This is a genomic window from Thermodesulfobacteriota bacterium (assembly GCA_035559815.1).
Classification (GTDB): domain Bacteria; phylum Desulfobacterota_D; class UBA1144; order Nemesobacterales; family CSP1-2; genus DATMAT01.
On record DATMAT010000005.1, the window covers coordinates 1 to 13,973 of the forward strand.

Genomic DNA, 13,973 nt, shown 5'->3' on the forward strand with positions numbered 1-13,973 from the left:
GGTTACTCTTGATTTCTCTGCCTTCTTCTCGGTATGCTTTCCCATGGGTGGCGTCTCCTTTCTTTTTTCTTTTCTCAGCTAAAAAGATATAAAAGGATTCGCCGCCTGCAAATACTTTTACACACTTTTTGATATTATCCCGACATTGCACTGACCCGCAGATTAGTGGAAGCAGGAAAGTTAGTCGGTATAGAGGTAGTTGACCATGTCATTGTTGGTAAAAACGGATGTTTCAGCTTTCAGGCAGAGGGTTTCTTGAAAGTAGAAGATAGCGATATAAATAATCAGAGGGAGGGTTTAAATGTCAAGAAAAGTAGAGGACAAACTGACTAGCTTGATTCATGAAATAAAAGAAATTAAAAAAGAGTTAATTCTTCAAAGGGTTGAAAAGGCAGAGATAACAGAACAAAAGACAAGAAAGTGGAATACGTTCTGTAAAAAGGTTTCAGCTAAATGGGATAATATCTCCAGTGTAGAAGAGGTCAGACGACAAAGGGAGAAGTCCTGGTGAAAAGGCTTACAATCGACAGTTCCGTCATAATCTGTTCTCTTTTACAAAACGAACCCAAACATAAAGAAGCCTCAGCAATTTGGCAAGAAGTATTAAGTGGAAAGAGCCTTGCAATCATGCCTTATTCCGTTTTTGTTGAAGTTGTTGCTGCTATTAGACGGAGAACTGGTTCTACGAAGCTAGCAATCGAAGTTAAAAATGAATTAGCTAGTATTGAAACAGTTACTTTTGTGGTTTTGGACGATGAATCTGCAATGCGGGCTGCTGAATTGGCAGCGAAGACGGGCGTTCGTGGTATGGATGCGTTGGTGATTTAAGTAGCTGAGGAATTTGGTGCTGATTTAATAAGTTTTGATGAAGAGATGATGAAAAAAGCAAAAAGGGTATTGAGCGGAGCAATAAAACGATGAGCAGATTTACCGACTCCGCAATTCATTTTTTGATAGAGGGATCGGGAATTAATCTAAGAAGGGAGTGATGTTATAAACCTTATTACTACCCTAAACCATCATCGGCTTTACTCTAACTCTAGGCTTTACTTCCTTCTTGTATAGCTTGGGGTCCTTTTGCCAGGACAAGAATTTATCGAATATGAGCTTTAGTCTTTCCCTTACCGAGTTCCAGTGGAAGTCCCAATCGTAATCGACCCTTTTCCCTTTGAAGAACATCTGAAAAAAAAGCTCCCTCTCTACCGGAAGCCCCTTTTCGGCAATCCAGCCGGTGCGGACGTTGGCATACCCGGCTCCGAAACCCATGCTGAACGTCCCGACGAGTCCGAGCCTTTCGGAGGCCTTTGTAGCCAATTCGATATAGGCGTAAAGGGCTTCGGTGGTCTTGTACCCATGTTGGGCAAACTTCTCCTCCATGGCTAAAAGATTTTTCACAAAGTACATTGGATAAAACGTAGGGGCATAACCGGAGACGGACTTGGTAGGACTGATGAGTGGCTCTCGTATTATCACGTCTTCTTCTATAGTGCCAATCATGAAATCCTTCTCCTGAAATTCCCCTATATCGCCGCAAAGTTCGAGTGATACTTTCACGTTCTCCCATTCCCTTCCGGCGATTTGAATCGCTTTTTCCAGGGTCCTTTTTTTCTCCTCGTACTCTTTATCCAGTAGTGCTTCCAGGTCCAAGGCAATCATCCTCGCTTGATTTTATGCGGGTGTAAATATACATAGACAAATGGGGATTATCAAAGTGTTTTACGTCTTATCGCCACTGTCCAAAACAATCAGAAATCAAAAAATCCATCCTTGTAAAACAAGGCTTTTAGACGGATAAAAATGACTTTTTGAAATCAAGTTGTTCCCTTTTATGTTTCTCACGCATGCACCGTGCTAACCCTATTTGTTGAAATAGCTTTTTAATCCTACTCACCCTTCGCCGTAGTTTATCCTGAGCCTTTCGGCTACGCTCAAGATAAACTCCTTCGAACCATGGACCCTTCGTCAAGAACCCAGGACAGGCTTTCCCGTAAAGGGGAAGGGATAATTGCTTTTATGCCGTCATTGCGCGCGGTTCCCTAACTGCCCTCCCTCATTGATCGCTACCTCAGGTTCCCGCGAAGCAATCTCTTATATTTTGGGCTAGTTTCAAAAATCCTACAACCAAAAATAAGATTAAATTTACCAGTCACTTCCACCAGACTTCAGGTGGTTGTATCTATGGAATACTTCCGTAATCCTTCCGAATTCCTCTAAGGAGAGTGTTTCGGCGCGCCTTCTTCCGTCTATCCCCGATGATTTTAGGATTTCTTCCACCTGCTCTTTGGACAGCAGGGAGGAAAGGGAATTGGCCAGTATCTTTCTTCTGGACGAGAAGGCGGCCCTGACAACGGTCCTGAAAAGTTTTTCGTCCCGGATTTGAATTCTTGGTCTCAGAAGGGGAATTAGCTTAATTACGACGGAATCGACTTTCGGCCGGGGCCAGAAGGCCTCGGGCGGGACATTAAGCTCTAAGCTTACATCCATGTATGTCTGAACCAGCACGGATAAGGAGCCGTATTCTTTTCCTCCAGGCGGGGCGGCAATCCTTTCGCCCACTTCCCGTTGAAGCATAAGAACCAGAAGAGAAAATAGTTCTCTTTCCTCAAGGAGCTTGAATAGAACGGGGGAAGAAATACTGTATGGCAGGTTAGAGACCACTTTCAGTTTATTTCCACGAAAGAATCTTTTAAACTCGGTCTCGAGGATGTCCTCTTCGATTATCTCGATGTTCTTCAGAGGAGAGACATTTTCACGGAGTTTTTCCACAAGCCTCCTGTCCTTCTCGACGGCGATAACCCTTCTCACCCTTTCTCCTAAAAAAAAGGTAAGCGCTCCTAGCCCCGCTCCGATCTCCAGTAATTCATCTTCTTCTGAAAGATCGGCTATTTTCCCCATGCGCTCTAGCACGCTCTGGTCTCTTATGAAGTTCTGTCCCAATACTCTACTCGGGCGTGTTTTTTTGGAGAAGAAGAATTCCCTGGAAGAGGGTTTTTTTTCTGTCTTTTTCTTATGCATTATCAGAAAGTAGCAAGACTGTCTTGTGCAATCCGAGACCAGTACAGGCAGCGAGATGATGAGCACTTAATCTCAAGGGAGTCGGTACCCTACGGGCTATCTCGGACGATTGTTTCCTGTGGAGAAGGAATTATTCCACTTCAACCGAACTAGCTAATTTGCCTGTAGATAAATCCTCATAGTGAACGATTCTTTTCTTACCCAGGTGTTTTGCTTCATATAGCGCACAATCTGCCTTCTCCACCAGGGAATCTTTGGTGGAGGCGTTCTGGGGATAGGTAGCAATGCCGATGCTCAGGCTGATACAGATGTCCGCTCCTTTGAATTTTATGCTGGCTCTCTCCACCCTCTGCTTCAATTTTTCTGCCGCTACTATCGCTCCTTTTTTCCCGGTATTGGGAAGGACGATGGCGAATTCATCCCCTCCGTATCTTGCGGATATGTCTATTTTCCGGAACGATTCGGATATAGTCCGGCCTAGTGTGGCCAGGACCGCATCGCCTGCCTGATGACCATGGGTGTCGTTAATCTGCTTTAGGTTATCCAAATCCACCAGGATGAGCGAAACCTTTTCCGGGAATCTGTCGGAGCGGGCGATGATGTGGGATAGGATTTCCTGAAAATGTCTATGGTTGTAAAGCCCGGTGAGGCCGTCTCTTATGGCTAGCTCTTTTATTTTTAGGTAGTTAAGAGAGTTCGCTATGGCCTTGGCCGATTCCTGGCTCATGATTTTTGCCAGGCTTCTTTCGGCCTCGTTGAATGAGCTTTTGGTGTTTCTTCCTATCACCATACATCCTAAAGTGTTTTCAACCTCTTGGTCTCTGTAGGTCTCGGGCTCTTTGAGAGGGTAGATCAAAATTGATTTTATGTCCTTTGTCCTGATGGCAAAGTCTATCTCCTTTCCGAACACCACGGTGTGTTTTTTCCGGGTAGAGAGGTCCTCGAAGTAAAAGTAATTCCTGCTCTGAGTCACTAGTCCTATGAGTGTGTCTTCATGGGTGACCGTTTTACCCTCTATATCTTCTCTCCTTACCTTTCCGATACGCTTTAAGATGCTAGAGTTAGTTTGTTTGTCTAATAGCGTTATACCTAAGATATCTGCTTCCAGAATGTCACTTATAGTGTTTACTATATGGTCCAAGACTAAATCGAGTTCGAGGGTGGAGCTCAACTTCTTCGTGAAATCATAAAAGGAGGTAATCTCCTGCGAGCTAAGTTGAATCTTTTGAAAAAGGTCGAACTTGTTGATAATCTCGGCGATTCTGTCGGATACAAGAGAGGCAATAAGCTTTTCCCTCTCACCGAAAGCACCCGGCTCTAAACTGTCGGCGATTAAAATGCCCATCGGTTCCTGCCTGGACAAGGGTTTGTTTTCATCGTCCTCTATAACTACCGGGACGGCGAGGAAGGATTTTATCGGTATATCCTTGTTGTAGTAGATCAGGTTCTCCTTGTAATTTTTAATTTCATCCACCAGGATAGGGGTCTTGGTCTTTGTTACCCATCCTAGGTATCCGCCGAGTAAATGTAGTTTTTGGCCGCTATCGATGTGTTTTGGGCTGCTGGATATAAAATCATCGATTTCATAAAAGCCCTCTTTGCTCTTCATGTAGAGCACGATGCTGTGCGGGGATAAGATATCGTTAAGCATCTCTAGGGATTTTCGGGTTGCATTTCTGAGCTTTTTGATATCTCTAGGTATGGACCGGTCAGGGTGCTTCTCTCCCCTTTCTTCGGCCACGGAAGTGGCCAGGGATGTTCGTTTTTCGTTTTCCTTTCTGTAGGTATGGTATCGGCCCCGCCCCGCCCTCCTTTTTAACAGGTATCCGAGACCGAAGGTCGAGACCGGCAGTGGGAGCAGTTTGTAGAGAATTTGTATCCCACTGGGGTAAAGAGTTAGCTCGAGCACCGAGATTAAGACCAACGAGAGCGTAGCCGGCTGCCAACCCAGGTAAATGAATATGACCGGGGTAACCAGATACAAGAACGGAAACCACTCTCTTCCCAGTATTTCTAGCAGCACCTCGGACGCTACGGTTGTCAAGAGTGCTATTTCCAACCCCTCTTTCGGCGATAGGGAAGAGGATTTAGCCTTCTTTCTTATTCTTAGCAATTCATAGGGAAGTAGGACCAGGAGGAGAAGTCCCACTAAAATCGAATAGGAGGTAAAGGTCTCAAAACTCCTAAAGTAAATTAAGAGCAAGACCAAAGCGGATAGCAATGGGACGTATATCTTACTCAAAGAGTCCAGCAAAGAGACAATTTTATTCCGCGAACCTGTAAACTTTTTCACCTTCTTTTATCATCCCCAGTTCTTCTCTTGCTAACTTTTCTATATAACGCTCGTCGTTTTTTATAGCCTCTATTTTTTTCCTAAGCTCCTTATTTGCAACTTCCAATTGGTCGATCTTTATTCTTATCCTTTCATTCTCTTTTCGGAGAATGCTTAACTGAGATATCTCACTGGCAAACATATAGCCCACGGCCAGAATTAATGCCACTATCAGGATATTTTTTATGATAGTTTTTTTCATCCTAAAAGAGCAGCATTTCGCCGGCTATGAAAGGATTTGTTCGTTTTTCTGTCTCGATCGTGGTAAAAGGGCCGTGTCCAGGATAGACCTTGTTGGATGGGGGTAGTACCATGAGCTTTGTCTTTATGGAATGGACCAATTGACGCATCGACGTCCCGCCGGTTAAATCAACCCTTCCCACACTGCCGGCGAAAAGGGTATCTCCGGAGAACAGGTGATTATTGACCAGGAGGCAGATACTTCCCCAGGTATGGCCGGGAGTATGTATTACCTTAGCTTTATACCTTCCGATTCGAATCTCGTCTCCTTCCCGGATATAACGGTCTATTTTGGGGACCTTAACTCCGCGGAATTCGGGGAATCTCATCGCCGACTCGGGTAGAGCCTGAAGAACCGGCTCCTCCTCGGGGTGTAGGTAGAATTCAGCACCGAGGGCCTTCTTCGCATCCTCTACACCGGCGGCATGGTCGATGTGGGCGTGGGTGTTTACGATTTTATCGACTGTGAGTCCCAAGCACTCTATCTCTTCGATGACCTCCTCTACCTGGCTCCCTGGGTCAACCAGAATTCCCTCTTTTGTTTCCTCGTCTGCAATGATATAGGAATTGGTCAAAAAGGATCCACCAGGTATGCACTTTATTATCATCTATGTTTCCCCGAATCATCAATCTCTGTAATTAATTATAAATTCATTATATTGACCGGTATAAGGCTCCCATCTCGTCTCCACGTCCGTGACCTGGGCATGCTTGGGGCCAATGCGGCACCACTCGATTAGCTTTTCCAGTTTTTCTTTTTCTCCCTCAGCTAAGAGCTCTACCTTCCCATCGGCTCTATTTCTTACCCAGCCGGTAAGCCCTAATTCTATTGCTTTTTCCTGTGTCGAAGCCCGGAAAAAGACCCCCTGGACCTTGCCGTGAATAATAGCATGAACCCTCTCCTTGGACATTCCACAAGCTCAGGTTACCAAAAGCGCAGTTTGCTGTCAACATTGGGATTTTTGGTTTTGTCTCGAAACCGGTTTAGAAATCGGATAAAATTAAGTCGGAAAGCTAACCGGAATTTCATGAGTGAAAACGGCAAAAGAAGAGTTTAAGACCGTCAGACGGGCTATTATTGAGGAGCTTATAGACGGGATAAAAACGGCCAGGGAGTTGTCGCAGTCGCTACGCATCTCCGAAAAAGAAGTCTTAACTCATCTTGGCCATATTGAGCAATCGGCAAAGCAGAAAGGATATAAGTTCGTAATAAAGCCCTCGGAATGTATGAGCTGCGGTTTTGTCTTTCAAAAAAGAGAACGCACAAGGAAACCCGGCCGGTGTCCGAAATGTAAAAAAGAGTTTATTACCAGCCCCGGATTTGGACTGCAAAGACTGATAGATAGTTAATCGCATTTACGTAGAGTTCCCGTCGCAAAAATCGAAAAAGCAAACCCCGTCCTTTATCTCTTTTATTTCTACTGGAGCATCTGGCCAGTTTTTCCGGGTGCGCGCTTATCATACGTCCGGTTACCCTGCAACCCTCGGCAAGTTCAACTATGGCTAACGTGTAAGGGGCTTCCTTTTCCAGCATCGGCACCGGCACGTGTACGGTCGAATAGGTGTAAAGAACCCCTCTTCCGGAAATCTCTCTTTCTTCCAGTTCTCCCGAACGGCAAGATGGACAAAAATAAGCCGGCGGGAGATGAAGCTTTTTACAGGAGGAACATTCAAGAACCTTTAGGTTCATCGTCTTCAGCCTCTTGCCAAAATATGAACCACACATGTTGCACCGGAGCCGCCTATGTTGTGGGTAAGCCCTACCTCCGCTCCTTTAACCTGCCTTTCCTGAGCTTCTCCCCGGAGTTGAAGGGCAATCTCGACGACCTGGTCCACTCCGGTTGCTCCCACCGGATGTCCCTTTGCCTTAAGACCCCCGCTCGGATTCACCGCAAATTTGCCGTTTAGCGATGTAACGCCGTCTAACGTAGCAGGGCCACCCTCACCTTTAGGAACAAACCCCAAGTCCTCGATGGCCATTATCTCCGCAATCGTAAAGCAGTCATGCACCTCTACCACGTCCACATCTTCAGGATTGATGCCGGCCATAGTAAATGCCATCCTGGCCGATTCTATCGTCGAATCAAATCTGGTCAGGTCATCTTTTTGATAAAGGGCAAAGGAATCATTTGCCTGCCCGTAGCCGATTATTTCAACAGGTCTTTTAGAGAAACCCTTTGCCAAGCTCCTTTCTCCGAGAACAACGGCCGATGCGCCATCGGTTATGAGGGAACAGTCATAGAGACGGAGAGGGTCGGCAACGATCCTAGTGTCATCCAAAACCTGTTCCATGGTCAGGGGCTTTTGCATATGTGCATCGGGATTCCGGAGGCCGTTACCGTGATTCTTTACCGCTACCGCCGCCAGATGCTCTCTCGTCGTGCCATACTGATGCATGTGCCTTCTTGCCATCATAGCAAAAGCGCTTGGAAAGGTGTAACCGACTTTTACTTCACGCTCCCAGTCCCCGGCCTTGGCCAGAAACTCAGTAACCTTCGGCGTGGGAACTGTGTTCATTTTTTCGACCCCGACTACCAAAACCCTGCTGGCTGCCCCGGCGGATATGGCCAGAATTCCTTCTCTTACCGCGGATCCGCCGGAAGCGCAAGCGTTCTCGATGTGTGTGCAGGGAACATTACCCCTAAGCCCCAATGCTGCCCCCACATAAGGAGCCAGATGATTCTGGTTGATAAAATCGCTACCGGCGTAGTTTCCGAGGTAAAAAGCGTCTACCTCTCCCGGAGTGATTCCGGCATCGTCCATCGCCTTTTTACCGGCCTCTACAGCCAGGTCTAGAAGGGTTTTTTCTTTTAAAACTCCATATTTGGTTTTTCCTACTCCAATTACCGATACCTTTTTCATGGTTCCCTCTTTTCTTTGCCATAATTATAAACAGGAAAACCGTTCATTCCCTATTTTGTGTTTGTTAGGCGAGCGTCATCCTAACCCTACTCACCCTTCGTCTCCGCTCAGGGTGAAGGGTGGGGTATTGCTGTCAGCTTATACCCGCCTTCATGGTGGGCCTTTCGGCGTAGTTTATGCTGAGGAATCGAAGCACTCAAGATAAACTCCGTCGAACCATGAGCGCCCTTTGAGGGAGAGGGGATAAATGCTTTTATCCTTCTCCTCCATTCGCATCAAATACAAAACCTGAATAACTCGAGGTCATGAGGTTTTCACCAACAGCAACCTCCTCCGGCATTGATCCTTCGCCAGGGATAAAAGAAACTTATCAAATGACTTAGATTTAAGAAGAAGTAGTTCCAGTTTCTTGGACACTGAATCAAGGGAATGGGAAGAGGCGACTCCCTCGTCGATCGCGACCTTAAGCAGCCCGCCGGAATTTGCTATAAAATCCGGTATATACAAGATTCCTCGGTCGTTGAGCAACTCGGCTAATTCGTCATTTTCCAATTGGTTGTTGGCAGCACCGCAAATCACCGAAGCTTTTATACCTGAAACATTGTTCCTTGTTACTACGGGGCCAATAGAGCAAGGCACAAAATAGTCAACCTCTGTATCTATCCCATCTGGAGGAATCACCTGAAACACATTGGGATCGAGTCTCCGGAGGTTTTCACAACGACTCTTATCTATATCGCAGACAAATATACGAGAGGGAGAGGCTTTATGAAGCATCTCTGCAACAAGGCTTCCTACCTTTCCCACTCCTTGTACGAGCGCAGAGTCTATCGGGATATTCCTCGACCGGGCCACCGCTTTTATACACTCTACGACCACATAAGCCGTAGCATAGGCAGTATCGATCGTAGACACGTAAGAAGTCATAGTCTTAAGATACTCCAGGTCTTTAATAGATGTTCCTACATCGGTAGCCGTAAGAAATGAACCCTCAAGCCCATTTAATATTTTTGCATAAGCATCCCAATCCGCTTTCGTCAGGTCGGAGGGACTAGCATCTATAACCGCCTTCGCCCCGTACCAGGGCAGTCCGGCCCAGGCACATTTGTAAGCCATAGTCTCGCACAAGCGCTCACAGTCGGAAAATGCATCTTCAGATGACCGGTATTTGTACACCCTGGTGCCCCCTACACATACCTGGCCCGATTTCTCCATACATATGTGAATGGCGTGTCCGCCGGGGAGGCTCTCACAGATGTATCTCATTTTATATCACCCCTTGCCATTTTTATTGCCACGAAGACACAAAGCCTGTGCTGAGCAACATCCAGGCGACACGAAATTAGAATTCTGAAGTCAGGTGTCAGAATTTAAAAAAATACTTTTACCCTATTCTGCCTTCTTCTTTAATCGTATTCTCTCTTAGTCTCTTTGTATCTAACTTTCAAGCCTCCTTTCGGAGAAAAAGTTATCCAAAAACGAAGCCATAAAACGTGGATTCGTCAAGTTAGAGAATTCATCCCATTTTTTTATCATTTCTCTACGGACGCCTCCATATCCTCTAACAATCGCCCCACCCTTTGCCGCCAGCATTGCGGAATCTAAGCCATGGGTCAAAGAGCGTTTCACATGTTCTACGTATTTTTCTACAAGAGAATTTTCTTTCGAGTATCTGAAGGAACTCCTTCTCATGAATCGCAGTTTAGACATCGCTTTAAGCAACAGAAATCCGGATAGGTGATTGGTATATAACTCCGTTTTCCAGGAAATCTTGTACTTTGATAGCATCCGGTCTAATAACCTTCCCAATGGCTTGGGGAGAACACCGTAAAGTTCATCAGCCTCCGGCCTGAAGAAATCCTTGACCCAGAAAACCTCTCCATCTTGAATTGTATAGAGCTTTTTTATTCGCTCGAATCTGCCTTTGCTGATTTTCTTTTCAGCGATCCTTATAACGTCTTCGTACATCATCCTCACTGCCAAAACCCGGGCAAACTCCTTCATTAGCTCTCCACATTTATCATTCTTCCCGAACATCTCTAGGGCATACCGATGAAGGTCGTTAAGCCTGCTCATGTAAAGCTCGGCATAATCTTTATCCTGATACTCGATGATCTGTCTTACCGCCTCAACCACAACGTCCTTGATGCCGTTTCCATAAACCGACCGAAGCTTTTCTATTGAATCTTTGATGTATCCATCGGGAAGACTATAAAATCCGTTTACCTTGAACCCTTCTTCGAGCAAGTCCCCTTTTGTTTTCTTGAAAAGTTCATATCCAGCGGTAAAATCCCTAAGATTTCTCTCCGGGTCTATTCCTACTGTTTTTATCGCTTTCTCATAACTCTCTCTTTTAATGCCTGGCAGATAGCCGGAAGCACATAACCCCCCGACTAGGTGGGCATTACTAAAGTCCGATAAGCCCATTCTATGAATATCCACCACAATATGATCTCTGGAATTCTCCTCTATGAGGCCGCGAAAATTTTCGTATGTATAAATGTCCTTCTTTAAAGAGAGCTTTTCATAAGTGGTATAGTACCGGAAGGTCGTTCCGAGAATGTTACAATTTTTTCCCCCATATCCCTCTTTGAGTATCCGGAGAAGTTCCATAAATTCCTGCGAGATTATAAGATCTAGTTTTCCCTTTTCCGGGAATGGTGAAAAAAGAAAGTCATTATTGGGCACAATCTCCATGTAGGAAAGAGTGCGCCCGGCACGCTGGCTCACTCCGGGAAGACTTAGAACATGGGGTTGTAATCCTTCGGAGATAGCTGCAGCCGCAAGCCATTCTACAAAAACCCCTACCCCCAAACCGCCTACCGATGTGATGAGTATTTTCATATCACTTGCTCACGTCACGTATATTTATGTTCTATCGTACTCGGACATATTACCCACTTACAGTAGAGACGGCCCGCCGGGTCGTCTCTACATATATTAGATTCCCGTCTTACCGGTGCGAGAATGATAACCCTTAGCCTAAACTTTCTATAACAAAATTCCTTAATTTGAACATGAATCTTTCGTAACGAGACGGATTGATAACCCTGTCCACCTGGTAGAATGACGGGCATAGCTTTGCCAAATGGGCAATCTCACTGCAAAGACCGCATCCTATGCAGGAATAATCGATCCAGGCGATTTTATCGTCCTTGAGCGGATTAGGATTGTTTCGCACGGTAAGTGAAGGACAACCATTATAGGAGATGCAAGAATGATCACCGGTACATACGTCCTCATCCACGCCTAATTTTCGTTCAACCCATCTTCCGCCATCGCTTAGCGTCCGGGACTTAATATTTTTTATCTTTCTTCCTGCTTCGAGCGCGCACTCCGCATCCGAGATTATCACCTTCAAGCCTTTATAGCTTGATTTGTACGCCTCTCTTATTGTTTCGAGCGATTCCCCCACGTCGTAAGGGTTGACCACCTTTATCCACTTTACACCCATGCCTTTTAGAGTTTTTTGTATATCCGTCTCCGCCTTTTGATAAAATTTCTTAAGCTGTGGATAAGGGCCTTTCATTGTTTTTAACTCCTTTTTTAACACAAGGGCATGAGTGTCAACGACTTCGGTAGTTTGCTTGTCTACGGGTTTAAAAAATGCGGCAACACGTTAACCCGCTAACCCTTGAACATTGTCACTAATTCTCCTTAACTTTCTTTAGCTTTATAACCTCCCTCGGGGTGGAGAGGTTCCTTTGATGCCCGGTCATTGCCGTATGATAGTTATAAAAGACCACGAGCACGGCGTCCTGGTCGTTTCTGAGAGCATTTGCCACACTGGTGGTGAGTCCGCTATGCCAGAACGTACCGTCTCCCATGAATGAGATCACTCTTTCTTCGTTTTTTCCCGCCCTGGAGAGTGCGCCGGAACTGGCCATTCCCGTTCCCATTCCGGTGACTGAAGCCTTAAAATCAAAAGGAGGCAGTCCACCCAAGGCATAACACCCGATATCGCTGCTGAAGAGAAGCCTCGCTTCCGGGTTTTGCTTCTTAAGTATCTTGATTGCCGAGAAGATCGGCCTCTCCGGACAGCCGGTGCAGAACGTTGGACGCCTTTCCGGAATTTCCAGAGCGGAAATTTCGCCTTTTACTTCCACTTGTACCTGGAAAAATTTAGACAGCCCGCCAAGCACGGTTTCGTAGGAAACTTCACCCGCTTTTGGAATAATCTCTTTCCCCAAAATCTTTGTGCTGATTCCGTTTGCTTGGGCTACTGCCCTAATCTCCTTCTCCAGGATGTTAGGCATTCCTTCCTCGACAATAAGCACCTCTTCTTTATCGGCGAGAAACTCAGCCACCTCGTTTTCTACAATCGGATATAGGCAGTGAAGGGAATAAACGGGACAGTCTTCATCGATCGAGTTAAGTGCCCTCAGCACCATGTTCATCAATACCCCGTGAGTGATAATGCCTATGCTTTTATTTGAGCTGTGGTTATACACTCTGTTTATCCCTGCTTCCTTTATGAATTCAGTGGCCTTGGGCAGTCTTAGGGTATATTTTTCTGCCTCCTGTATCTGGGTATAAGGAGGGAAAGTCAACTTCTCCAGTATCTCTTCTTTTACCTGAACCTTTTCCGGTCTTTTATTATCTCTAGCCTTGACCACTTCGGACATATACCCGACCCGGCTCCTAACAAGCACGATCACCAGCGAGCCGGAGTATTCGGAAAGCGCAAACCCGTCGTGTATTAAATCCGAAAGATGCTGGAGCGATGCGCTCGCATCCAGTATGGGAAGCCCGGATTTATAAGCATAGGGAAGGGTTTTTTCGGCGACTATCGTGTTGTTGCAACCGTAATCCTCTCCCACCAGGATTAGCGCTCCGCCTGTAACTCCGGACGACGCTATATGTGCAATCGCATCCGCCGCAACGTTAAATCCAACTACTTTAAAAGCAACCGCGCCGCGTATAGGGTTACTTATCGATGACCGGAGTGCCGCTGCCGCTGCCGCTTCGTTTGTCGATTCCTCGGCGTAAATGCCAATGTCCCGAAGTACGGTATGTTTTACCTTATCCACCAGGCTGGTAACTGTTGCGGTAGGAGAGCCCGGATAGCTGGCAAAATAGGAAATGCCGCTCTCCAGCAAGGATTTAAGAATTACAACTGCTCCGCTCCCAAAGTACTCATTTCCACCATCAAGAAGCAGTTGATTTTCGACTTTTTTATCGTAAGAGATAGCCATGTCTACCCCCTAAAGACACAAATTCTATATTAAACAGACCTTGCCTTTTATTAAGACAAGCGTTTAACCAGAATTGCCACTTCCCCAAACTGCTACCCTACATATAAAAGTATACAAATCGGGCTATACGAAGTCAAAATAAAACACCGTGATTATACCAATTACATTTTTGTAAAATGCATGATAAAGTATAATGAGATGTAACGATAGACCTGCTCAATCTATCTCTTTAATTCATTTTTCAGACAAATAAATCTTCTAAGCTCATTCAATTACTGATATACTTAAATTGTGGTAGGCGTCTGAAGGGGTGGTGTAATTTATAATTT

General features: G+C 45.7%; 16 protein-coding genes. 4 read left to right on the plus strand and 12 right to left on the minus strand.

Annotated features, from left to right (window positions below; translation table 11 throughout):
- Positions 1-150 precede the first annotated feature (150 nt).
- Genes VNN20_00805 through VNN20_00815 form a run of 3 tightly spaced genes read left to right on the plus strand, consistent with a single transcriptional unit; the run spans position 151 to position 828 of the window.
- Positions 151-333 carry a JAB domain-containing protein gene (locus VNN20_00805; protein HWP90726.1) on the plus strand — a complete coding sequence of 61 codons (183 nt, stop codon included), beginning with the start codon at positions 151-153 and terminating at the stop codon, positions 331-333.
- Entirely contained in the window at positions 302-511 is a 210-nt protein-coding gene (locus VNN20_00810) for a hypothetical protein (protein HWP90727.1), read from the plus strand. Before VNN20_00805 ends, VNN20_00810 begins: the two co-directional genes overlap by 32 nt.
- Positions 508-828: a type II toxin-antitoxin system VapC family toxin gene (locus VNN20_00815; GenBank protein ID HWP90728.1), complete on the plus strand. Its 321-nt coding sequence runs from the start codon at positions 508-510 to the stop codon at positions 826-828. The genes VNN20_00810 and VNN20_00815 overlap by 4 nt, the downstream gene beginning before the upstream one ends.
- Positions 829-1,011: 183 nt before the next feature.
- Here VNN20_00815 and VNN20_00820 read toward each other — a convergent pair whose 3' ends face one another.
- The 6 genes from VNN20_00820 to yccX form a co-directional block, all read right to left on the minus strand.
- A complete protein-coding gene (locus VNN20_00820; protein ID HWP90729.1) occupies positions 1,012-1,647 on the minus strand; it encodes a hypothetical protein in 636 nt (211 codons plus the stop codon).
- Positions 1,648-2,139: 492 nt separating this feature from the next.
- On the minus strand, positions 2,140-3,081 hold the full coding sequence (gene rsmA, locus VNN20_00825; GenBank protein HWP90730.1) for a 16S rRNA (adenine(1518)-N(6)/adenine(1519)-N(6))-dimethyltransferase RsmA: 942 nt from the start codon (positions 3,079-3,081) through the stop codon (positions 2,140-2,142).
- Positions 3,082-3,145: 64 nt separating this feature from the next.
- Positions 3,146-5,308 (minus strand): diguanylate cyclase, encoded by a 2,163-nt coding sequence (locus tag VNN20_00830; GenBank protein HWP90731.1) that lies wholly within the window; start codon positions 5,306-5,308, stop codon positions 3,146-3,148.
- Entirely contained in the window at positions 5,280-5,549 is a 270-nt protein-coding gene (locus VNN20_00835; GenBank protein ID HWP90732.1) for a septum formation initiator family protein, read from the minus strand. Before VNN20_00835 ends, VNN20_00830 begins: the two co-directional genes overlap by 29 nt.
- A gap of 1 nt (position 5,550) precedes the next feature.
- Positions 5,551-6,162, minus strand: a complete 612-nt coding sequence (locus tag VNN20_00840) for an MBL fold metallo-hydrolase (GenBank protein HWP90733.1) — start codon at positions 6,160-6,162, stop codon at positions 5,551-5,553.
- 51 nt (positions 6,163-6,213) lie between these two features.
- Positions 6,214-6,498, minus strand: a complete 285-nt coding sequence (yccX, locus tag VNN20_00845; protein HWP90734.1) for an acylphosphatase — start codon at positions 6,496-6,498, stop codon at positions 6,214-6,216.
- 121 nt (positions 6,499-6,619) lie between these two features.
- On the opposite strand from yccX, the gene VNN20_00850 reads away from it, so the two are divergent.
- Positions 6,620-6,937: a transcriptional regulator gene (locus VNN20_00850; protein HWP90735.1), complete on the plus strand. Its 318-nt coding sequence runs from the start codon at positions 6,620-6,622 to the stop codon at positions 6,935-6,937.
- On the opposite strand, the gene VNN20_00855 is transcribed toward VNN20_00850, so the two are convergent.
- The 6 genes from VNN20_00855 to VNN20_00880 all read right to left on the minus strand — a co-directional run bounded on the left by VNN20_00855 (position 6,894) and on the right by VNN20_00880 (position 13,644).
- Positions 6,894-7,277, minus strand: a complete 384-nt coding sequence (locus VNN20_00855; protein HWP90736.1) for an OB-fold domain-containing protein — start codon at positions 7,275-7,277, stop codon at positions 6,894-6,896. The two genes, VNN20_00850 and VNN20_00855, sit on opposite strands and share 44 nt — an antisense overlap.
- A gap of 5 nt (positions 7,278-7,282) precedes the next feature.
- The gene (locus VNN20_00860) at positions 7,283-8,449 is read right to left on the minus strand and encodes a thiolase domain-containing protein (GenBank protein ID HWP90737.1); all 1,167 of its coding nucleotides are present in this window, start codon (positions 8,447-8,449) and stop codon (positions 7,283-7,285) included.
- A 303-nt stretch (positions 8,450-8,752) separates the two neighbouring features.
- The gene (locus VNN20_00865) at positions 8,753-9,715 is read right to left on the minus strand and encodes a Glu/Leu/Phe/Val dehydrogenase dimerization domain-containing protein (protein ID HWP90738.1); all 963 of its coding nucleotides are present in this window, start codon (positions 9,713-9,715) and stop codon (positions 8,753-8,755) included.
- 171 nt (positions 9,716-9,886) lie between these two features.
- Positions 9,887-11,293: a DUF6537 domain-containing protein gene (locus VNN20_00870; protein ID HWP90739.1), complete on the minus strand. Its 1,407-nt coding sequence runs from the start codon at positions 11,291-11,293 to the stop codon at positions 9,887-9,889.
- A gap of 133 nt (positions 11,294-11,426) precedes the next feature.
- A complete protein-coding gene (locus VNN20_00875; GenBank protein HWP90740.1) occupies positions 11,427-11,978 on the minus strand; it encodes a hypothetical protein in 552 nt (183 codons plus the stop codon).
- A 118-nt stretch (positions 11,979-12,096) separates the two neighbouring features.
- A complete protein-coding gene (locus VNN20_00880) occupies positions 12,097-13,644 on the minus strand; it encodes a thiamine pyrophosphate-dependent enzyme (GenBank protein HWP90741.1) in 1,548 nt (515 codons plus the stop codon).
- Positions 13,645-13,973 lie beyond the last annotated feature (329 nt).

What these genes read in the sequence shown, in the direction of transcription:
- VNN20_00870 (HWP90739.1), bottom strand. Translation starts at nt 11,293, where the DNA reads ATGAAAATACTCATCACATCGGTAGGCGGTTTGGGGGTAGGGGTTTTT.
- VNN20_00835 (HWP90732.1), bottom strand. Translation starts at nt 5,549, where the DNA reads ATGAAAAAAACTATCATAAAAAATATCCTGATAGTGGCATTAATTCTG.
- VNN20_00880 (HWP90741.1), bottom strand. Translation starts at nt 13,644, where the DNA reads ATGGCTATCTCTTACGATAAAAAAGTCGAAAATCAACTGCTTCTTGAT.
- yccX (HWP90734.1), bottom strand. Translation starts at nt 6,498, where the DNA reads ATGTCCAAGGAGAGGGTTCATGCTATTATTCACGGCAAGGTCCAGGGG.
- VNN20_00875 (HWP90740.1), bottom strand. Translation starts at nt 11,978, where the DNA reads ATGAAAGGCCCTTATCCACAGCTTAAGAAATTTTATCAAAAGGCGGAG.
- VNN20_00810 (HWP90727.1), top strand. Translation starts at nt 302, where the DNA reads ATGTCAAGAAAAGTAGAGGACAAACTGACTAGCTTGATTCATGAAATA.
- VNN20_00860 (HWP90737.1), bottom strand. Translation starts at nt 8,449, where the DNA reads ATGAAAAAGGTATCGGTAATTGGAGTAGGAAAAACCAAATATGGAGTT.
- VNN20_00855 (HWP90736.1), bottom strand. Translation starts at nt 7,277, where the DNA reads ATGAACCTAAAGGTTCTTGAATGTTCCTCCTGTAAAAAGCTTCATCTC.
- VNN20_00865 (HWP90738.1), bottom strand. Translation starts at nt 9,715, where the DNA reads ATGAGATACATCTGTGAGAGCCTCCCCGGCGGACACGCCATTCACATA.